Raw genomic sequence first — 21,013 nt, forward strand, 5'->3', positions numbered from 1 at the left:
AAACACCCTCCTAGTTCCGTAAAGGTTTGCCTTTGACGAGCATATGCTGCATTCTCGCTTGAGATTTCGCCTCGCCAGCGAGGCTTAAAAAGGCTTCTCTTTCAATCTCGAGCAGATATTCTTCTGAAACCTCCGTGCCGAACGGGACTCTTCCGCCGGCAATGACATGGGCCAGCTTCTTCGCAATCTTCATATCGTGATCGGATAAATAACCCGACCGTCTCATTTGGTCTGCCCCGAGCAGTAATGCCGCACATCCGGTTTCCCCGGTGACTTTCACTTTTTTGCGGGCAGGCGGGCGGTATCCGCTGTCATATAAGGAAGCAGCCAGCTGTTTCGCATCGTGCAGCAGGTGATCCTGATTCATGCTGACGCGGTCTGCCGCGGACAAAATCTGCATATCACGGGCTTCGTGTGCCGAACCGGACACCTTGGCAAGTGCGATTGTTTCGAAGGTTTTAATCGCTGCGTCCATCAGTTCACTTCCGCCGTCCAAATAATTCATGTACAGCTCTTTGTTTCCTCCGCCGCCCGGAATAAGGCCGACGCCGGTTTCAACAAGACCCATATACGATTCGCTCGCCGCCTGAACGCGTGCCGCCGGGAGACAGACTTCCGTGCCGCCGCCGAGTGTCATCCCGAATGGCGCCGCAACAACGGGTTTAGCGCTGTATTTGATGTTCAGCATCGTCTGCTGAAAACGGCGGATGACAAAATCGACTTCCATGAAGTTATCATCCTGAGCTTCCATCAAAATCATCGCAAGGTTTGCCCCCGCGCAGAAATGTCTGCCTTGGTTTCCGATGACAAGACCTTTATAATTCCGCTCCGTTTCCTCAAGCGCATTGTCAATCATCTGAATAATGTCTAAGCCGATCGCGTTGCTTTTCGTATGAAATTCCAGCAGCGCGACATCATCGCCGAGATCAATCAGACTGGCTCCGCTGTTTTTAGTGATCACGCCTTTTGTTTCTTTTAACGTTTGCAGGCTGATCCGTTTCGGATTTTCTTTCACAGCCCTGTATTGGCCGTCTGAATAGTAAAATGGTGTTCCGTTTTCCTTCATATAAAATGTTTCATGGCCCTGATCAAGCATTTCTTTCACCCAGACGGGGAGTGCTGCGCCTTCTTCTTCGAGCCGCTCCGCTGATTTTCTGACGCCGATGGCATCCCACATCTCAAACGGTCCGAGCTCCCATCCGAAGCCCCATTTCATGGCGTCGTCAATCGCTTTGATATCATCAGCGATCTCACCTAAAAGCCGGGCTGAGTATAAGAGTGTTTGCGATGTGATATTCCAAAGCAGGCGTCCGGCGCGGTCATCAGAGTATATAAGCGCTTTCATTTTGCCTTTGGCACCCTTTGCCTGTTTGGCGGCTTCTAAAGCGGGCGTCTTCATTTTCGAGCGCTCACCGTATGTCATGGTCAGCGGATCGAGTTCATATATTGTTTTACCTTCTTTTTTGTAAAAACCTTGGCCTGATTTGCTGCCCAGCCAATTGTTTTTCAACATGTCATTCATAAATTCAGGAAGCTTAAACATGTCTTTTTCAGCGCCGTCGGCTTTATCATACACATTTTTTGCCACATGGGCGAACGTATCAAGCCCCACAACGTCAAGGGTTCTGAAGGTCGCGCTTTTCGGTCTGCCGATCAAAGGCCCGGTCACCGTGTCCACCTCGCCGATGCGGCAGCCGGAAGAAAGCATTTCTCTTACCGTGACCAGCAGGCCGTACGTACCGATGCGGTTGGCGATAAAGTTAGGCGTGTCTTTTGCGATGACGACCCCTTTCCCGAGCGTGTTTTCTGCAAATGAAGTCATAAACTCCAGCACGTCAGGATCTGTTTCCTGAATCGGAATGATTTCCAGAAGCTTTAAGTAGCGGGCCGGATTAAAGAAATGGGTTCCTAAGAAATGAGCTTTAAAATCGGCAGATCGGCCTTCCGCCATTTTTGTGACGGAGATACCGGACGTATTGCTCGACACGATGCTTCCCGGTTTCCGGTATTCATCAACGAGTGAGAAAATCTGTTTTTTTACGTCAAGATTTTCGACGACGACTTCAATAATCCAATCAGCATCCTTCAATTGAGCTGCGTCATCTTCCAAATTCCCCGCCGTTATATAGTCGAGATTGGCAGCCGAAGTCAGCGGCGCCGGTTTTTGCTTCAGCAGCTTTTGCATGGCCGATCGGCTCAGTCTGCTGCGGACCTCCGGGCTTTCTAATGTCAGCCCTTTTTTCATCTCATCCTTTGTCAGCTCGTTTGGCACAATATCAAGCAGCAGGACGGGAATTCCGATGTTAGCCAAGTGCGCGGCAATTCCGGACCCCATAACGCCTGATCCGAGAACGGCTGCTTTCTTTATAAACTTGTGCATGAGTCATCCCCCTTGAACTTTGAATGAATAGTCATTCATTTTTTCGGCAAAAAAAATGAAACCCTTTTCTTCTTTCATCTTAAAAGATTTTCAGGATGACTTCAATAGCAAATATGGAATTTTTTTAAATTTTTCTGCTTCCGCATGTTCCATGGCGCGGGCGGGAAACTTAAACCCGGAGGTGAAGGGAATGGTGCGAGGGAGAAAAGATCCGTCTTCTGCCGCAGTGAGCGCGGCCAGCATGAAAGGAAATGCGGGACCGAAACAAAAATACGGCGGCGGCAAACGGACGAGCCAAAATCAGCAATATAAAAAAGACAACATGGAATAACATGCTGCGGCTGCTTTTTGGAGCAGCCGTTATTTTTTGAAGATCCCTTTCAGCACAAATGCCGCATTTGCCGGGCGCTCGGCAATTCTTCTCATCAGGTACCCGTACCAATCGGTTCCGTACGGGACATACACCCTCATCCTGTATCCTTCTTCGGCAAGCTCCTTCTGGCGCTCCGTTCTGATGCCGTACAGCATTTGGAATTCAAACTGCTCCCGGGGAATCTGATGTTCGCTGATGAGTGTTTTCGTAAAAGAAATGATGTCATCATCATGTGTCGCCACCGCCGTTTCATGGCCGCTCAAAAGCTGCAGCTTAATCAGCTGCTGAAAATGAAGATCGGTTGCTTTTTTATCAGGGAATGCAACGGCCGCCGATTCTTTATAAGCGCCTTTTACAAGCCTGAGCCGCGGCTTGTATGGCATCAGACCGCTGATATCTTCAGCTGCGCGGTACAAATAAGCCTGAATGACGGTGCCGAGCATCGGGAAATCCGGCTTGCACCGCTTATACAGCTCAAGCGTACGGCCGCATCTTGAATAGTCCTCCATATCAATCGTTACAGGCACGCCGCGTTCTTTTGCCTCCGTCAATATGTCTCTGACATGCTGTTCCGCAAGTTTCTCGGAAATATCCAGACCGATGGATGTTAATTTCAGCGACAGCTCACAATCCAGTTGATTCTCGGCAATCGCCCTGATTGCTTTTTTACATTCTTCCGCCGTCCTTTTCGCATCCTTCTCTGAACCCGCATATTCACCTAGATAATCAATCGAAGCCGACAGCCCTTTTTGGTTCAGCCGCTTTACCGTTTTCACAGCTTCCGTGAGTGTTTCCCCTGCAACGAACCTTCCCGCACCGAAGCGGATTCCGTAAGCCTGGGCGAATTTTGTAAGCATTTTATTTTTCGACAAAAATAAACATATGCTCCGCAGCAAGGATGAACTCCCTCCTTTTTCTTTTATTCGTGTATGAAATCCCGATCGCAGAGAAAGCTAAAACACAAAAGCTATGCAAATTGCCAAGATATCAGTTCATATATCCATACAGACTCTGATGTCAAAGCAATGTATTATATTATCAAGATATTCAAACGGTTTTAATGAGTCACAAAAAGAGTCAATAAAAATCACTACTTCTCCAATTGAGTTTTCGAGCTAAAACTTTTAATTTATATTTCTTTATCCCCTTATAATTTGAAAATATTCCTTAAAAGATAATTGATTTATAATTTACAATGGCTTATATTTAAAATTGATAATTCAGTTTATTGAACGTATCTATTAAGAAGGAAAAGCAGAATTTCAAAATGATAATTCTGCTGAATTTATCTTTGCCTCACAAACATACCTCCAAAGCATTATTATTTCTTTCTAATAGCTTTACGATCCTTCATTTTTAAAGATGGCTTCTCTTCCCTAACGGAATTTAAAGAAGGGACCTGCCTGAGTTATCCATTCACCTAATTTTGAAGAATCACTATGCTCGAAACATATGAAAAGAGGGAACCTTCAAGTGGATTCAACAGGAAAATCTAAACGTACACTTTTATTAATTGGACTTATTATAGCCATGTTTTTTTCTGCTCTAGACGGAACAATCGTAGGAACGGTTATGCCTAAGATTGTAGGAGATCTCGGCGGCCTGAGCATGATGACTTGGCTGACTACGGCCTACCTATTAACATCTACCTCCATCGTTCCGATCGCTGGAAAACTTGCAGATCTATTAGGCCGCCGGGCAGTATATGTGGCCGGGCTGATTATATTCATGATTGGCTCTTCACTGTGCGGCTTGGCTGATAATATGAAAGAATTAATTGTGTTTCGAGGTTTACAAGGTCTTGGCGGAGGCATTATGATGCCGATGGCTATGATTGTCATTGGAGATTTATTCACAGGCAAACAGCGTGCCAGATTTCAAGGCGTATTTGGCGGTATTTACGCTCTTGCTTCTGTAATCGGACCGCAAATTGGGGGATGGATTGTAGATTCTTTCAGCTGGCATTGGGTATTTTTTATCAATTTACCCGTGGGAATGGTAGCTGTGTTCTTTATTGCGATGGGATTGCAGGCCAGAAAATACACGGGTCCGATTCATTTTGATTTCATCGGGATGTTTACAATGATTACGGGTGTAGTCTGTTTGCTGCTTACACTCAGTTTCGGCGGAAAAGAATTTGACTGGTTATCATGGCAGACATTTTGTCTGTTAGCTTTGGCCACTATAAGTATTATTAGTTTTGTATTTGCAGAAAAAAAAGCTGAAGAACCTATTCTGCCTATACATCTTCTAAAAAGCAGAACTTTTATCTTCCTAAATTTAATAGGGTTCTTTATGAGTATTGGGATGTTTGCAGCAATCACCTTCGTCCCTTTCTTCATGCAAGGAATAATCGGCATGAGTGCATCAGAGTCCGGGACAATCATGATGCCGATGATGGTCGCAATGATTATGTCCAGTATTATAGGCGGGCAGCTGGTCTTTAAAATCGGCATTAAAGCTCAGATTATCACGGGGATGGCAATCATATCCTTTGCCTATTTTTTATTATCCACATTAGAAGCTGACACCAGCAAATTAACTGCAACTACTTATGTAGCTATCATCGGCTTCGGTATGGGCCTTGTTATGCCCATTATTACTCTGGCACTTCAAGAGAGTTTCTCTAAAGAAACGCTCGGCGTGGTTACTTCGTCAAGCCAATTTTTCCGCTCTATCGGAGGTACGTTTGGAATTACGATTCTGGGAGCAGTGATGAATGCCAAGTCAGGAAATATATTAACCGATAAATTAGTTCCTTTTTTAGACAATTTCCCAAAACAAGAAAACGCATTGGCAACTCATCTAAAAGACTTGATCAGCAGCAATCCTCAAGTCCTGCTACAGAGGCTATTCAGTTCTGATTCATTCGAACAATTTCCGCATTCTATAGCAAAGCACATCATACCGATAATGAAGACAGCATTAATGGACTCCCTTCGCAGTGTATTTTTCGCAGGGCTTATACTATTAATTGCCGGAGTACTTTCTGCTTTTCTTTTACCAAAAATAAAAATAACTGAAAGAAAAGCCGGCACTGATCTAGACAATAAACCGGCAGCTGAAGTCCAATCCTAGTGCCGCTGCTGACTTTCGCATATATTGAACTGTTAACATGAACAGGCATTATCCGAAGATTTATTCTTCTGATAGTGTCTTTTTTTATTGTAAATATTGATGTCTCTCCTGCAAATCGTGGTTATTTTAATTTATCTGTATGAAATCCCGATCGCAGAGAAAGCTAAAAAGAACAGAATTGAAGGAGGCGTTTATATGAACAACCAAGAGCAGCACGGAAACTTGCCGCCTGCCGTCATCTCAACGAAAGACCATTTGTATCTTGAGGACATGCTGAACTGGAATCTGCTTGCCATGAAAAAAGCGCATTTTATGGCGGAACATTGCCAGAATCAGACGTTAAAACAAGAGCTTGATCAGATCGGCCGGATGCATCAGAAGCATTATCAGCACATATTAGGCCGCTTGAACCCCGATCAAGGCGGACAGACAACAACAGGCTATATGCAATAGGAGGACAATACATGGAACAGCAAAACCAAAAAATCACGAATCCGCAAACGCCCGTGCCCAATACGGCGCAAATGAATGACAGAGACTTGGTGAATGAGCTGCTGACGACGGAAAAATACATCACGGCTTCATATTGCACAGCCCTGCACGAGTTCAGCCACGAGTCTCTTTATCAAGATATTCAGGCGATTTTCGATGAGTCACAAAAAGCGCAAAGAAGATTATACGATGTGATGTTTCAAAATGGCTGGTATTCCATTGAAGCAGCCGATACCCAAAAGCTTCAGCAATCGTATCAGAAGTTCCGGCAGACCATTCAGCAGCAGTCTCCCTACCAGCAGTAAAACGAAGAAGGATTTGATGTTTTCGCCAAGCATCAATCCTTTTTTTATTTTTGCACAAAAAGATTGACTTGTCATTAATCCTTATTTATATTTAACTAATGTTAATTATTTTCTCGAGGAACAAGATGAGGAGGAGTTATGAAAAACGCGGATCAATATGTGTCTGACATCCAGAAATCTCTTCAGACGCTGCTGCAAAACATACAGCCTGAAATGGTGGAAAGCATGGCAAAACACGAGGTGACGCCTGCCCAATTATTTGTTTTAGCCAGCCTGAAAAAACACGGGAGCTGCAAAGTTTCCGAAATTGCGGAACGCATGGAGGTAAAGCCGAGCGCAGTGACGCTGATGGCCGACCGCCTCGAACAAAAAGGACTTATCGTCCGCAAACATAACCAGCAGGACAGACGCGTCATCGACATCAGCCTCACCAAAAAAGGCGAAACAAAATTCGAAGATGTTGTGGAAGGACGGAAAGCGATACTGGCGCGAAACCTATCCGTTCTGACTGACGATGAACTGATTCAGTCCGTGAACATCATCCGCAAAGTAGCGGAAGCCGCCGAGAAATACGCGGCTGATCAAAAAGAAAACGAATAGAAAAGAGGAGCTGCCGAAACATGAGCATTGAAAAGAAAGATCCAAAACGCACATTATTAATAACCGGCTTAATCATCGCCATGTTTTTCTCAGCCCTTGACGGCACCATCGTAGGAACGGCGATTCCTAAAATCGTGGGTGACCTCGGGGGATTAAGCATGATGACGTGGCTGACCACGGCATATCTTTTAACTTCGACGACGATCGTTCCGATTGCGGGGAAACTTGCAGATTTATTGGGGCGCCGCGTCGTCTATGTATCAGGTTTATTGATTTTTATGGGAGCTTCCGCACTGTGCGGAATGGCCAGCAACATGACGGAACTGATTATTTTCCGCGGACTTCAGGGAATCGGCGGCGGTGTCATGATGCCGATGGCTATGATCGTCATCGGGGATTTGTTCACAGGGAAACAGCGTGCCAAGTTCCAAGGGCTTTTCGGGGCGATTTACGGGCTTGCTTCCGTGATCGGCCCGCAAATCGGGGGCTGGATTGTTGACTCATTAAATTGGAAATGGGTTTTCTATATCAACCTGCCTGTCGGAATTTTAGCCGTGATCTTTATCGCAAGAGGACTTCAAGGCAGAAAACAGACCGGGCCGATTAACTTTGACATCGCCGGCATTTTCACAATGATCGTCGGAATCGTCAGCCTCCTCCTTGCGCTCAGCTTCGGAGGAAAGGATTACGCATGGGGCTCTTGGCAGATTCTCGGTCTCTTTGCGCTTGCACTTGCCGGGATTGTCGGATTCATTTTCGCTGAAATCAAAGCAAAAGAGCCGATTCTGCCGATGTACCTGTTTAAAAACAGAACGTTTACCGTACTGAATCTGATCGGCTTTTTCATGAGTATCGGCATGTTCGGCGCCGTTACGTTCGTTCCTTTCTTTATGCAGGGAATTATCGGAGTCAGCGCCACCGCTTCCGGCACGATTATGACGCCGATGATGGTATCTATGATTATCACAAGTATTATCGGAGGCCAGCTGGTTTATAAGATCGGTATTAAACCGCAAATCATGATCGGCATGCTGATCATGGCCGTCGGCTTCTTCTTATTAACAACCTTACAGCTGGATACAAGCAAGCTCGCGGCTACATGCTATATGGCCGTGATCGGTCTGGGAATGGGGCTCGTCATGCCGCTTCTCACACTCGCTCTGCAAGAAACGTTTTCAAAAGAAGAGCTGGGTGTTGTGACCTCTTCAAGCCAATTTTTCCGGATGATCGGGGGAACGTTCGGTATTACGGTGCTCGGCGCTGTCATGAATGCCAGATCAGGAAGCCTTTTAACCGACAGACTGGTGCCTTACTTAGACTCACTCCCGAAACAGGCAAGTGCCTTTGCCGCCCAGTTTAAAGGTATGATTGACAAGAATCCTGAAGGGCTGCTTCAATCCTTGTTCAGCCAGGAATCGATTAAGCAGATTCCGGCCGCATTTTCTTCCCATATCGTGCCGGTTTTGAAAACGTCACTGATGGATTCGCTTCACAGCGTGTTTTTCACAGGCCTGGCCTTTATCGCTGCCGGATCGATCCTCACGCTGTTTGTTAAATCAATTAAACTGACAAACAAAAAGACAGGCAAACAAGAAGAAAAGGCGAAAGCCGTTTAACAAAGAAAAATCCCGCGGATGCCGCGGGATTTTTTTATATCTTCTGGGAATGACCAGTCTTCCGCCTCATTGGAAATGGGGGGTGAAAATTCAAAAAAATAGTGATGAAATCCTTCAATAAACCTTAAACATTTCATAGTTATCTTTATAGTACGACATAATAAAGTCACGAAAATTTCTTACCGAAGAAGATAATAGCTTATGTCTCATCCAAGATAAGCCGACTGGATATGAAGCAGAGTGATCAGTCACTTTTATAAAATTCAGCCCCAATGTTCTGCAAACTGAAATAGGAAGCAACGCCACACCTTGATCCAGCTTTATAATCTCGACCAGTAAATGAGAATCTGCCTCAAATGCAATATTTGGGGTGAAACCAGCTTTCTCACAAAGCGAGGCTGTGAAACCGCTATACTCTTCATTATTAGCAAGGGTAATAAATGGTTCATCGGCGACAAGGCGTAAAGAAATTTCTGTTTTACCCGTAAATCGGTGGTTTGAGGGCAAAGCCAGAACAATATCTTCATTTACCAGCACACAACTCTCTATCTCTTCATCTTGAATCGGATGACCTGTTATTCCTAAATCAATGTCCCCTTTTTTTAAACTTGTTATGATCTCGCTTTTAACTCCGATTGCTTGGAGAATTTTTGATTGAGGAGAGCGGTTGATATATTCACTCATCAGTCCTGCAAGGAATCTTGGATTGGAAATAGATATTCTGATGGTGTCAGAAATTTGATGTTCCTCCAATTGAATTTCCGTTTGTGCATTTTCAATCTCAGTAAAAATCCTGTTTACATGTTTTAAAAGAATTTTCCCTGCTGAACTCAGCTTAATATTTCTGCCTTTTCTCTCAAACAAGGTTGTTCCCAGTTCATTCTCAAGTCTTTTTATAGTGAGACTTAAAGAAGGCTGGGCAATCTTTAAGTGTTCTGCTGCTTTAGAAATATGTTCAGTATAGGCAACTGTCTGAAAGTATTTTAGCTGCAGCAATTCCATCTGTCTGCACCCCCCTCATTTATTTCAATAAATATATATATACCTTATTATGTATTGGATTAAATGTAAATGCGAATGTAAGATAATAGCATAGTTAAAGAAAAGGAAAGGGTGTCATTCAATGAAAATTGATGTGAAAGATATAGCAAAAAATTTAAATACGCCACTAACAGCCCCTGCTTATCCTATCCCAAATTATAAATTTGTTAACCGTGAATATTTAAATATTATTTACCGAACGGATGAAAAAGCTTTACATGCAGCAGTGCCGGAACCTCTTGAAATTACTGAACCTTTAGTGAAATTCGAAGTCATGTGGATGCCCGATGTTTCCGGACTTGGTGCCTATACAGAGGCAGGACAAGTCATCCCTGTCAGCTTTAATGGTGAAGAAGGAGATTATGTACATTCTATGTATGTTGACAATTTCCCGGCTATTGCAAGCGGACGGGAACTTACTGCATATCCAAAGAAATTGGGTGCCCCTAAGCTGTATATAGACTCTGATACTCTTGTCGGCACATTGGATTATGGCAGTCTTCGTGTGGCAACTGCCACTATGGGATATAAACATTTCGAAATGGACAAGGAAAAAGCGAAAAGGGAAATTTGCCGACCTAATTTTATGGTTAAGATTGCTACTGATTACAATGGTGATTTAAGGGTTTGTGATTTGGTGCGGACGCAAATAACGAATATAGAAGTTAAAGGTGCCTGGACTGGACCGGCGCGGCTTCAATTATTTGAACATGCTCTGGCACCTCTTGCAGATTTGCCTGTATTAGAAGTCGTTTCAGCATCTCATATTATTACGGATCTAACCTTAAATGCAGCACAGCCGGTTTATAACTACTTAGAGGAAAAATAAGGAGCGTTGACAATGAGAATTGCAGTTTTAGGAGCAGGTTCTTTAGGAACCATAGTTGGAGCATATCTGTCTGCTGGCGGAATGGATGTCGAATTGATTGATTCGTACAAAGAACATGTAGATACTCTAAATCAAATTGGTGCTAAAGTAGTTGGTACAACGGAATTTCAAGCAAAGGTGAAAGCCATCACCCCTGAAAACAAATCAGGCAAGTATGATTTCATATTACTTCTGACGAAACAATTATATAATGACTCCATCCTTAAAGAGTTGCTGCCTTTTTTAAAGGATGACAGTGTAGTATGTTCCTTGCAAAACGGTATACCTGAACAGAAAGTTGCTTCGATCGTTGGTGATGAACGCGTTATTGCAGGTTCTGTTGAATTTGGTGCTACATTTATTGAACCAGGCGTATCCAGACTTACAACTGAGTATACTCAATTTAAAGAGTACGCTTTTCAAATTGGAGAATTACATGGTGAAACAACAGAAAGAATCCAGCGTATTAAATCGGTTTTAGACCTTATCGGCGGAACACATATTTCCGATAATTTAGTTGGAACGAAGTGGTCAAAATTACTTATCAATAATGCATTCAGTGGTTTATCGGCTGCATTAAACGGAGAATACGGAGACATTCTTGACCATGAAATCGGCATTGTCAGTGCAGTCCATATCGCAGATGAGACGATTAAGGTTGGACACGCCAATGGTGTCAAATTTGCGAAAATGGGCGGCCTTGATTTAGAATCTTTGGAATTAAGAAGCGAAAATGATATTCCTGAACGTATCCAAACATTTAGGTCAGCCATGGAACCATCTAGGCTGCTAAGAGCAAGTATGCTTCAGGATCTTGAGAAAAAACGCAAAACAGAAATTGATTATATTAATGGAGTTATTCCCAAAATGGCAGAAGGTACGGGCATTTCAACACCTTTTCATGATTTGGTTGTAGCACAAGTCAAATGTGCCGAGGAATCTCAAACAGTGCCCAATTTTGATACAAATATAAAAGCATTTGAAGAGTTATTACGTATCCGAAAGGAAATGTGATATATAGGAAAGAGAGAAAGGGATTGCTGCGGCGGTCCTTTTTTCTTGGTTCAGCAAGCGGAAGAAATATACGTAAACAAACGGGTGCATTAGTTACATTAATGTTCTTCGCTATGAATTGAACGGCGCCTTTATTGATTCCTTTTCAGCAAAAAAAGCTTTCGGCACCTCTCTTTGATGCCGAAAGCTTTTTTATTGTTTTTTTCTGTGTGCTTCATTGAGCTGTTTAATATGCTGTATCGCAGCTTTGATGCCCTCTTTGGCGTCCGGGTAGGATTGATTCCAATGTTTGACGAGCGGAGGCATGCTTTTTGCGATATGTGTATACAAAATCCACTGCCTGACTTCTTCCTTTACATCCGGGTTTGTTTCGCCAAGCAATAGTTCCGTGTATTTCTCAAGCAGGCCGTCCAGCTGCTGCTGCAGTTTCTCTTCCATACCGTTCCCTTCCCTTTTTCATGATTATGACAATCGGGCGGTGAGGGCCGCTTCCTGCACGATACATCTGCCGCGTCCGTGCGGAATGCAAAGCGGCGTGCCGAACAGCGGGTCTTGCGTTACCTGGCAGTTCATCGCAAAGACCTGCTGTACAAGCTCGCAAGTGATGACTTCTTCGGGACGGCCCTCTGCGTAAATCTGTTTATCCTTAATGGCGACCAGATAATGGGCATAACGGCATGCCAGATTGAGGTCGTGCAGCACCATGACGATTGTGCGTTTTTCTTTTTCATTTAATTCAAACAGCAAATCAAGAATTTCAATTTGATGCGTCATGTCGAGATAGGTTGTCGGCTCGTCAAGCAGAATGATATCCGTATCCTGAGCGAGTGTCATCGCAATCCATGCGCGCTGGCGCTGTCCGCCTGACAAGGAATCCACCGGACGGTCGGCCATTTCCTCAAGCTTCGTCGCTTTAAGCGCTTTTGCCACTGCGTCTTCGTCCTCTTTGGACCATTGCTTCAGCCAGCTTTGATAAGGGTATCTTCCCTGCTTCACAAGCTGATGCACCGTCAGGCCTTCGGGAGCTGACGGACTCTGCGGCAAAATAGCGAGCTCTCTTGCCACTTCCTTCGTCGGAAGCTTAGCGATGGCTTTTCCTTCTAAAAGCACAGAACCGCCCCTCGGTTTCATCAGCCGGGCCAATGAACGTAAAAGCGTCGATTTTCCGCAGCCGTTGCTTCCGATCAATACAGTGATTTCGCCTTTTGGAATCGCGACATCCAATTCGTCAATGATAACAGTCTCTCCGTACCCTAAGCTCAGCGTCTCTGTAGAAATTGCACTCATACCGCTAACCGCTCCTTTTTTGAGTTTCCCAACACTATGTATATAAACAAATTGCCTAAACATTCAACGTGAGATCATGATTATATTGTAACAGAAATTAATGACTCTGAATATCATTATCAATTAGTTTTGGGCAAAAAAGCAGCGGACGGCGGTTATTTTTTTATTTCCGTCATTTCTCCATCATTCTTTTTCAGTTTCAGATAAAAATGGTCATAGCGGCTGTCCAAATTAAAAGCCGAGAGCACCTGCCGGACGACCTCACTTTCCTTCATCCGGCTGTTTACGGCAAGTTCTCCAAGGATCATCTTCATTTCATCAAGCGCTTCCTCGCCCTCTCTGTGAACCCCTGAGAGCTTGTCCCGGATGTCAGCCTTTTCATGACCGCCTTTTCTCTCATACAAACCTTCATAGCGGTTATGCTCTCCGGCTCCGTAGCTGACGCGAAGGGCAAAGCTGCTGTAAGGAACCGGCTTCGCGGATGACACGGGTGTGCTGTCTTGTTCCGCTTCCCGTTTTTCTTCATTCAATCGGCAGCCGGCAATCAGCATCAGCGTAAGACATAAAACGCCCGCCGTTCTGATCCATTTCATGCGATTCACTCCCATTCCATTCCGATCGTTTTTAGGTATTTCCAAGGGAGGCGGCTGTCATTCATTAAACAAAAAAGAACCGGAGCGGTAACACTCCGGCCGGTTCATCTCCAGATTATCATTCAGTCAGCTCTAAAAATTCCTGCACATCCTGTACGGCAAGGCGGACCGCGTCTTCCCAAAACGACCGTTCCGTCAGATCCGCTCCAAGGTGCTTCATCGCCAAATCCTCAACAGTCATCGAAGCCGTGTCACACAAAAGCGCGATATATTTTTCTTCAAAATCCGCTTTTTCCCGAAGAGCTCTTGCATATATTCCAAGCGAAAATAAATAACCGAACGTATACGGAAAGTTGTAAAACGGCACTCCCGTAATATGAAAATGCAGTTTTGACGCCCAGAAATGAGGGTGGTATTCCCCTAATGAATCGCAAAATGCTTCTTTCTGCGCCGCTTCCATCAGTTCATTCAGTTTCTCAGCCGGAACGACGCCCTGCTTGCGCTCTTCATAAAAACGCGTTTCAAATAAAAATCTCGCATGAATATTCATAAACATGGCTACGCTTCTTTGAATTTTATCTTCAAGCAAGAACACCTTTTCATCCTTTGTCTCCGCTTGTTTCAAAGCGGCGTCGGCGACGATCATTTCCGCAAAGGTCGAGGCTGTTTCAGCGACATTCATAGCGTAGGCTCTGTTCAGCTGCCGCACTTGAAGCATGGCCTCCTGATGGAACGCGTGACCGAGCTCATGCGCCAGCGTCGATACATTCGAAGCGCTTCCGGAAAACGTCATAAAAATCCGGGATTCTCCGCTGTCGGGAAAGCTGGTGCAGAAACCGCCGACCCGTTTGCCGCTGCGGTCTTCCGCTTCTATCCACCGATCACGGAACGCTTTTTCCGTAAATGCGGACAGCTTTTTGCCAAACGTCGAAAATTGGCTGACAATCAGATTGGCCGCTTCATCATATGTGTATTCTTTCGGAGCCTCGCCGATCGGCGCGTCCACATCATACCAGTTCAGCCGCTCAAGCCCTAAAAGAGACGCCTTTCGATTCAGGTATTCGGCAAAAGGCTTTTTATGATCGGTAATGACCTGCCACATGACATCCAGCGTTTCTATTTTCATCCGGTTGATCGCAAGCGGCTCTTCCAAAGCGCTTTTCCAGCCCCGCGCTTTATAGATTTCCGTGCGGAAGCCGGCCAGATGGTTCAGCGTGCTGCCGAAAAGCTCCTCTTCTCCTTTCCACGCTTCATTAAGCTCTTTGAACACTTGATGTCTGATGCGGCGGTCCGGGTGCGACATCATATTTTCCGCTTGGCCGACCGACAGCTCTTTATCCTCAAACGGAATCTTCATTCTGCCGACAGCCGCATTATACAGGTCGCCCCATGCGTGATAGCCGTCAACGGCCAGGCCTTCAATCAGCCTTTCTTCTGAAGCGCTGAGCTTCTCTTTGACCCGGTCTCTTCTTTCATTTAAAACATATGTGAGATCCTGAAGTTCCGGTTTTTGCAGCAGCTCCTCCCAGACCGGCTCGTCAATCCGGGCAAGTGTATCGTCAAGGGTGACCAGAGCGGATTTAAAATCACTGCTCAGCTGATTGATCCGCGCCCTCCATTCATTCGCTTTCTGATCATGAGTGTTCTGAGCCTGAAGACATCCGACGAACGCTCCCGCCTGCCTGATCATGATCGCTGACCGTTCAAACCTATCAATCAGATTGATCAGCTCCCGGCTTTCATCCGCATGCGTCGGAGCTGTAAACGCTTCAACCGCATGTTGAAAAGCGCTTAGATGATTTTTGAGCTCTTGTATGTATTGCTGAAACTCTTCCGACCGGCTCCCGCCCTCAAAAATGGAGTTTAAATCCCATGTTTCCTTCAATCCCTCTAATGCCATCTTTTCTTTACCCCTTTCTATCCGAAGCTGACTCCATTATAAAACAATTCTGACATATTTCCGAACGATTTCTCCTTCTTTCCGCGAGATGTTATACACTATGAGAAAAGAACAAACGGGGAGGATTATAAGATGAACAGAAAAATTGCCATTGTAACCGGCGCGACGAGCGGATTCGGGCTGCTGACAGCGCTGAAGCTCGCCCGGTCTTATCACGTCATCGCAACAGCCAGACAGCCGGAGAAAGCTGAAATACTGAAAGAGGCCGCCGCTCAAGCGGGTGCATCCGAACATGTTACGGTCGTTTCTTTAGATGTGACAAATGAGCAGTCGGTGTCTGACTTCGGGAACACCATCAGCGGTTTCGGACCGATTGACCTGCTCGTCAATAACGCCGGCACTGCGTACGGGGGGTTTATTGACGATGTGCTGATGGAACATTACAGACAGCAGTATGAATCAAATGTATTCGGTCTGATTCACGTCACAAAAACCGTGCTGCCTTATATGCGAAAACATAGCGGGGCGAAAATCTTCAATATCAGCAGTATCAGCGGACTGACCGGTTTCCCGGCTCTATCTCCGTATGTCTCTTCCAAATTCGCGGTTGAAGGGTTTACAGAGAGCCTGCGCCTCGAACTGCTGCCTTTAGGAATTGATGCCGCTTTAATAGAACCGGGCTCCTACAAAACGTCTATATGGGAGACATCTCTCTCCAATCATCTTACGGCACCCGGCAAAGATTCGCCTTATTACCGCTATTATCAGCAAATAGAAGCTTACTTCAAAGCCAACGCATCCAAAAGCGGCGATCCTGATGACGTAGCGGAGCTGATTTATCAATTGGCACAAAGGAAACGGCTGAAGAAACTGCGGTATCCGATCGGCAGGGGCGTTAAGCTGACATTGGCTTTCCGCTCACTCTTTCCGTGGTCCGCCTGGGAATCGATTATAAAGAAAAAGCTGTTCACTTAAACCTAAATTATAATTATTATAATTTAGTATTGATTTTTATTTAACATGTGATATAATTAAATTATCAGATCACAGGGAGGACGATGAATATGAATACACAAAACGCGAAAAAAACTGAAACTCTTGTTGAGAAATCAATGAACACACAATTATCAAACTGGTTTATCCTTTACTCTAAACTGCACCGCTTCCATTGGTATGTAAAAGGCCCTCATTTCTTTACGCTTCATGAAAAATTTGAAGAGCTGTATAACGAAGCGGCGGAAACGGCGGATGCCATCGCAGAGCGACTTCTGGCCATCGGCGGACAGCCTGCGGCGACTTTACACACTTACCTTGAACAAGCTTCCATTACGGATGAAGGTCAGGAAAAAACGGCTTCTGAAATGGTGGAATCACTGGTTCAAGACTATAAACAAATCAGCCGCGAATCAAAATTTGTCATCGGCATCGCCGAGGAACAAAATGACCCGTCAACTGCCGACCTGTTTGTCGGATTAGTTGAAGAAGCGGACAAGCATGTGTGGATGCTGTCAGCCTACTTGGGAGAATAACGAAAAAAGCTGAACCTCAGTTGCAGGTTCAGCTTTTTTTATGCGTTCAGCTTGCGCTTTCGGTTTGTTTCGTTAATGTGACGTTCAGCGTCTTTTTGCTTCCGTTTCTGAGAACTTGAACAGTCGTTTTATCGCCGATTTTCAGCTGGTTATATAAGATCTGTCTGATATCAGCGCTGCTGCCGACATCTTTGCCGTTCAATTGTACAATGACGTCATTTGATTTGATGCCCGCTTTCGCAGCCGGTGAGCCGGATTGCACTTCTTTTACGTAAACACCCTTAGACAGCTGGTCGCCGAACAGTCCGAGCGTGTTTTCCTGATAAGTTTCCGGCACTTGCGCCATGTCAATCATCTGCACACCTAAAAATGGGCGCTCGACTTTTCCTTTTGCAAGCAGCTGGTCGACTATCGGTTCTACATCATTGCTCGGAATGGCAAAGCCGAGTGACTCCACGCCGTTTTCACTGACTTTCATGCTGTTGATCCCGATAACTTGGCCGCTTGAGTTGATTAACGGGCCGCCGCTGTTTCCGGGGTTAATCGCCGCATCCGTCTGAATCACGTTCATTTCCACCGTGCCTTGGGATGTATCGGCGTCTACCGTTCTGTTCAGCCCGCTGATGACACCTTGTGTGACGGTGCCGGAAAACTGCTGGCCGAGCGGGTTGCCGATGGCAATCACTTTATCGGCAATGCGGAGCTTGGAGGAATCCCCGAAGCTGGCCGCTTTTTTGACATTGGACGAGCTGATTTCCAATACAGCCAAGTCACTGATGGCATCCTTTCCGACAAGCTTTGCCGTTTCGGTTTTCCCATTGTAAAGAGTGACCGACAGTTTGTTCGCACCTTCTACGACATGGTTGTTTGTAATGATGTACGCTTTTTCGCCGTCTTTTTTGAAGATGACGCCTGACCCCGTGCCGCTTTCCGTTTCAGAGCTTGAACCGCCGTCAAGTCCGAACTGGCTGCTTTGCGAAGCTTGGTAGTTGGACACTCCGACAATCGCGGGCTCCAAGTCTTCCACCATATCCGCTACGCTTGAGGTATTTTTCAAAGGCGTTGACGTAAAATTCGAAGACTGAACTTGTTTCGTATCAGAAACGGCTTCTGTCTTATGCTGCTCACCCGGCAGGTTCGGCACAATGCCAAGCACGAGGCCGCCGCCGATAATGCCGCCTAAAATCGGGCTCAGCCAAGCGGCTCTCCGTTTTTTTTCTTTTTTCACGGCAGCCGTTTTTTCAAATTCCGTACCGGCCGCCGTCTCGTTTTCCGCTTCTTTCGAGACGGGCCCTTCGAGCAGCTCGGGCTCCTGATGGCTGATCTGCTGCTGTTCATTTCTGTTTTGTTCCGTATGTGAAAGATCTGACTGATCGCGGCTTCTGCCGTCATCTCGATGATCGTTCATATTCACGCACACTCCTTCAGCATGTTTTCATTCTATCGATTACATATTCATCGCATGTACAAGTTCTATTGTCCCAATAATAAGGAGAAAAGCAAAGCTCCAAAACAAAATGTGTTTGAACATGTTATCTTCCCCGCTTTTTTTCTTCCTTTCTTCCCTTATACACATCATAAACAAACATTGTGGGATAAAAATGAAAAGAATATGTGAAATTATGAAAATGCGGCTTGAGTATGTTAAAACTAGTATAATGACGTTGAAAGGATGTGAAATGCCTTGTCATACACCATTTATCTAGTTGAAGATGAGGATAACCTGAATGAACTGCTCACAAAATATTTAGAGAATGAAGGCTGGAACATTACATCTTTCACAAAAGGCGAAGATGCCAGAAAGCAGATGCAGCCGTCTCCCCACTTGTGGATTCTTGACATCATGCTTCCGGATACGGACGGCTATACATTGATAAAAGAAATAAAAGAAAAAGATCCCGATGTGCCGGTTATTTTCATTTCCGCGCGGGATGCCGATATTGACAGAGTCCTCGGGTTAGAGCTTGGAAGCAATGATTATATCGCCAAGCCTTTTTTGCCGAGAGAACTTATTATACGGGTCCAGAAGCTGCTCGAGCTCGTGTATAAAGAACAGCCCGCCGCAAAGAAAACCGGCATCACCGTTTCTTCCTACAATGTGATCGAAGATGCCCGAGAGGTTTATGATGAAACCGGCAGCCTGGTCAATTTGACGTCTAAGGAATTTGATCTGCTGCTTTTATTTCTTCACCATAAAGGACACCCCTTTTCCAGGGAAGATATCCTGCTGAAAATATGGGGCCATGATTATTTCGGCACTGACCGGGTGGTCGATGATCTTGTGCGGAGGCTGCGGAAAAAAATGCCCGGGTTAAAGGTTGAAACCATTTACGGATTCGGCTACAGGATGATGACGTCATGAAAAATAAGCCGCTTGCTTTTCAAATATGGGTGGTCATCTCAGGCATCCTTTTAGCCATCTCGATTCTGCTTCTCGTGCTGTTCTCAAATACGCTGCGTAATTTTTTCACGGATGAAACGTATACGACCATTGAAAATGAACAGCATGTACTGACGGAGTACCGGCTGCCCGGATCGATCGAGCGGGGATATTACAGCGAGGATGCGACCGCGCCGACGACTTTCCGATCCGTTCAGCACGTTCTTCTGCCGGAACGGGAGGAATCGGCCAGTGACAAAGACTTGAACTACTTTTCTTCTTCCTTTATCCATAAGGTGTACAAGCTCGCGGGCCGCCAGCACAGCGTCACGAAACGATACAGCGCGGACATCAGCGGTGAAAAAGTGTTTTTCGTCATTAAAAAAGGCCTCACCATTAACGGCCAGGATGCGATGATGCTGTCTTACGCCCTTGATTCTTATCGTGATGATCTGGCATTCACCCTGTTCAAGCAGCTGCTCTTTATCATTGCCGGCGTGATTTTGTTAAGCTGGATTCCGGCGATTTGGCTTGCCAAATATCTCTCGCGCCCGCTCGTTTCCTTAGAGAAGCATGTCAAACGGATTTCAAAACAGGATTGGGATGATCCGGTCATCGTCGACAGAAAAGACGAAATCGGAAAATTAGGCCATACCATTGAAGACATGCGGAGCAAGCTGGTGCAAAAGGATGAAACGGAAAGAACGCTCCTGCAAAATATCTCTCATGATTTAAAAACGCCTGTCATGGTGATAAGGGGCTATACTCAATCAATAAAGGACGGGATTTTTCCTAAGGGGGATCTGGAAACCACAATTGATGTCATTGAAGGCGAAGCAGAAAAACTTGAGAAGAAAATTAAGGATTTATTATATTTAACGAAGCTTGATTATTTAATGAAGCAGCGGGTGCACCATGAGACATTTGACATTGTGAAGGTCACGGAAGAAGTCATTGAACGGCTCAAATGGGCCCGGAAGGAATTATCGTGGACCGTTGATACAGAAGATGCATTAATGATGCCCGGTGATCCGGAACAATGGAGCAAACTTCTTGAAAACATTCTCGAAAATCAAATCCGCTATGCAGAAACGGCGATTCACATTCGGATCAGCCAAAATCAGCAGCAGATTGTCATGACGGTTAAAAATGACGGGCCTCCGATCGAGGATGAGATGCTATCCAGCTTGTACGAGCCTTTTAATAAAGGGAAGAAAGGCGAGTTCGGCATAGGACTCAGCATCGTAAAACGGATTTTAACCCTGCATAAAGCATCAATTTCAATTGAAAATGACCAATCGGGTGTAATCTACCAAATTATCATACCAAAGTAGACTGTAGTGTTTCATTGCAGTCTTTTTTTTATGTGAAGGAATAGCCGTTAAAATCTCTGTAGTTTGCTTTCAGCGGTTTTTGGCATTGATGAACCCATTTCTTTTCACAAATTGTCTTTTTCGGATATTTCACCTTTTCGACTTTAATTCCTCTGTTTCGCAAGCGGCTGATCATTTCATCTAATTCTTTCATTTTCAGATTCACCCTTTCGCCAGAACTTTG

Annotated in this window: 20 protein-coding genes and 1 pseudogene; 12 read left to right on the forward strand and 9 right to left on the reverse strand. The window is 45.2% G+C overall.

Features of this window, described 5'->3' with window-relative positions:
• Positions 1 to 10 precede the first annotated feature (10 nt).
• A complete protein-coding gene (locus NYE36_RS16690) occupies positions 11 to 2,380 on the reverse strand; it encodes a 3-hydroxyacyl-CoA dehydrogenase/enoyl-CoA hydratase family protein (protein ID WP_265451035.1) in 2,370 nt (789 codons plus the stop codon).
• Positions 2,381 to 2,570: 190 nt separating this feature from the next.
• On the opposite strand from NYE36_RS16690, the gene NYE36_RS16695 reads away from it, so the two are divergent.
• The gene (locus NYE36_RS16695; RefSeq protein ID WP_003151836.1) at positions 2,571 to 2,711 is read left to right on the forward strand and encodes a YuzL family protein; all 141 of its coding nucleotides are present in this window, start codon (positions 2,571 to 2,573) and stop codon (positions 2,709 to 2,711) included.
• Positions 2,712 to 2,740: 29 nt separating this feature from the next.
• On the opposite strand, the gene NYE36_RS16700 is transcribed toward NYE36_RS16695, so the two are convergent.
• The gene (locus tag NYE36_RS16700) at positions 2,741 to 3,649 is read right to left on the reverse strand and encodes a proline dehydrogenase family protein (protein WP_094032468.1); all 909 of its coding nucleotides are present in this window, start codon (positions 3,647 to 3,649) and stop codon (positions 2,741 to 2,743) included.
• 556 nt (positions 3,650 to 4,205) lie between these two features.
• Between NYE36_RS16700 and NYE36_RS16705 the strand changes: the two genes are divergently transcribed.
• The 5 genes from NYE36_RS16705 to NYE36_RS16725 all read left to right on the forward strand — a co-directional run bounded on the left by NYE36_RS16705 (position 4,206) and on the right by NYE36_RS16725 (position 8,844).
• Positions 4,206 to 5,831, forward strand: a complete 1,626-nt coding sequence (locus NYE36_RS16705; protein WP_265451036.1) for an MDR family MFS transporter — start codon at positions 4,206 to 4,208, stop codon at positions 5,829 to 5,831.
• Positions 5,832 to 6,026: 195 nt separating this feature from the next.
• Positions 6,027 to 6,284: a hypothetical protein gene (locus tag NYE36_RS16710; RefSeq protein WP_015418171.1), complete on the forward strand. Its 258-nt coding sequence runs from the start codon at positions 6,027 to 6,029 to the stop codon at positions 6,282 to 6,284.
• Positions 6,285 to 6,295: 11 nt separating this feature from the next.
• Entirely contained in the window at positions 6,296 to 6,628 is a 333-nt protein-coding gene (locus NYE36_RS16715; protein ID WP_003151830.1) for a spore coat protein, read from the forward strand.
• A gap of 138 nt (positions 6,629 to 6,766) precedes the next feature.
• Positions 6,767 to 7,228, forward strand: coding sequence for a MarR family transcriptional regulator (locus tag NYE36_RS16720; RefSeq protein ID WP_003151828.1), 462 nt, complete (start codon positions 6,767 to 6,769; stop codon positions 7,226 to 7,228).
• Positions 7,229 to 7,248: 20 nt separating this feature from the next.
• Complete coding sequence (locus tag NYE36_RS16725; protein ID WP_047936118.1) at positions 7,249 to 8,844, forward strand: MDR family MFS transporter; 1,596 nt, start codon at positions 7,249 to 7,251, stop codon at positions 8,842 to 8,844.
• A gap of 114 nt (positions 8,845 to 8,958) precedes the next feature.
• On the opposite strand, the gene NYE36_RS16730 is transcribed toward NYE36_RS16725, so the two are convergent.
• Positions 8,959 to 9,846, reverse strand: a complete 888-nt coding sequence (locus NYE36_RS16730) for a LysR family transcriptional regulator (RefSeq protein WP_047936120.1) — start codon at positions 9,844 to 9,846, stop codon at positions 8,959 to 8,961.
• A 121-nt stretch (positions 9,847 to 9,967) separates the two neighbouring features.
• Here NYE36_RS16730 and NYE36_RS16735 point away from each other — a divergent pair, with 121 nt between their 5' ends.
• Both NYE36_RS16735 and NYE36_RS16740 read left to right on the forward strand, forming a co-directional pair.
• Positions 9,968 to 10,714 carry an acetoacetate decarboxylase gene (locus NYE36_RS16735; protein WP_007410077.1) on the forward strand — a complete coding sequence of 249 codons (747 nt, stop codon included), beginning with the start codon at positions 9,968 to 9,970 and terminating at the stop codon, positions 10,712 to 10,714.
• A 12-nt stretch (positions 10,715 to 10,726) separates the two neighbouring features.
• Entirely contained in the window at positions 10,727 to 11,767 is a 1,041-nt protein-coding gene (locus tag NYE36_RS16740; protein WP_014418834.1) for a 2-dehydropantoate 2-reductase, read from the forward strand.
• 192 nt (positions 11,768 to 11,959) lie between these two features.
• On the opposite strand, the pseudogene NYE36_RS16745 reads toward NYE36_RS16740, so the two are convergent.
• The 4 genes and pseudogenes from NYE36_RS16745 to NYE36_RS16760 all read right to left on the reverse strand — a co-directional run bounded on the left by NYE36_RS16745 (position 11,960) and on the right by NYE36_RS16760 (position 15,547).
• Positions 11,960 to 12,227 (reverse strand): annotated as a pseudogene (locus tag NYE36_RS16745) (YusU family protein).
• Positions 12,228 to 12,229: 2 nt separating this feature from the next.
• The gene (locus tag NYE36_RS16750) at positions 12,230 to 13,054 is read right to left on the reverse strand and encodes an ABC transporter ATP-binding protein (RefSeq protein WP_012118397.1); all 825 of its coding nucleotides are present in this window, start codon (positions 13,052 to 13,054) and stop codon (positions 12,230 to 12,232) included.
• Positions 13,055 to 13,209: 155 nt separating this feature from the next.
• On the reverse strand, positions 13,210 to 13,647 hold the full coding sequence (locus NYE36_RS16755; protein ID WP_032869725.1) for a YusW family protein: 438 nt from the start codon (positions 13,645 to 13,647) through the stop codon (positions 13,210 to 13,212).
• Positions 13,648 to 13,765: 118 nt separating this feature from the next.
• A complete protein-coding gene (locus NYE36_RS16760) occupies positions 13,766 to 15,547 on the reverse strand; it encodes a M3 family oligoendopeptidase (protein WP_047936122.1) in 1,782 nt (593 codons plus the stop codon).
• 132 nt (positions 15,548 to 15,679) lie between these two features.
• Between NYE36_RS16760 and NYE36_RS16765 the strand changes: the two genes are divergently transcribed.
• Both NYE36_RS16765 and NYE36_RS16770 read left to right on the forward strand, forming a co-directional pair.
• Positions 15,680 to 16,522 carry an oxidoreductase gene (locus tag NYE36_RS16765; RefSeq protein ID WP_012118400.1) on the forward strand — a complete coding sequence of 281 codons (843 nt, stop codon included), beginning with the start codon at positions 15,680 to 15,682 and terminating at the stop codon, positions 16,520 to 16,522.
• An 89-nt stretch (positions 16,523 to 16,611) separates the two neighbouring features.
• A complete protein-coding gene (locus NYE36_RS16770) occupies positions 16,612 to 17,076 on the forward strand; it encodes a Dps family protein (protein ID WP_007410071.1) in 465 nt (154 codons plus the stop codon).
• 46 nt (positions 17,077 to 17,122) lie between these two features.
• Here NYE36_RS16770 and NYE36_RS16775 read toward each other — a convergent pair whose 3' ends face one another.
• Entirely contained in the window at positions 17,123 to 18,484 is a 1,362-nt protein-coding gene (locus NYE36_RS16775) for a trypsin-like peptidase domain-containing protein (RefSeq protein WP_007410070.1), read from the reverse strand.
• Between the two features lie 276 nt (positions 18,485 to 18,760).
• Here NYE36_RS16775 and NYE36_RS16780 point away from each other — a divergent pair, with 276 nt between their 5' ends.
• Complete coding sequence (locus tag NYE36_RS16780; RefSeq protein ID WP_007410069.1) at positions 18,761 to 19,438, forward strand: response regulator transcription factor; 678 nt, start codon at positions 18,761 to 18,763, stop codon at positions 19,436 to 19,438.
• The gene (locus tag NYE36_RS16785; protein ID WP_047936124.1) at positions 19,435 to 20,790 is read left to right on the forward strand and encodes a HAMP domain-containing sensor histidine kinase; all 1,356 of its coding nucleotides are present in this window, start codon (positions 19,435 to 19,437) and stop codon (positions 20,788 to 20,790) included. The genes NYE36_RS16780 and NYE36_RS16785 overlap by 4 nt, the downstream gene beginning before the upstream one ends.
• 28 nt (positions 20,791 to 20,818) lie before the next feature.
• Here the strand turns inward: NYE36_RS16785 and spxO are convergent, their stop codons facing one another.
• Positions 20,819 to 20,983: an anti-adapter protein SpxO gene (gene spxO / locus NYE36_RS16790; RefSeq protein ID WP_003151811.1), complete on the reverse strand. Its 165-nt coding sequence runs from the start codon at positions 20,981 to 20,983 to the stop codon at positions 20,819 to 20,821.
• Positions 20,984 to 21,013 lie beyond the last annotated feature (30 nt).

The sequence above is a fragment of the Bacillus sp. FSL R5-0593 genome (assembly GCF_038603755.1).
In the GTDB taxonomy this organism is placed as follows: domain Bacteria; phylum Bacillota; class Bacilli; order Bacillales; family Bacillaceae; genus Bacillus; species Bacillus velezensis.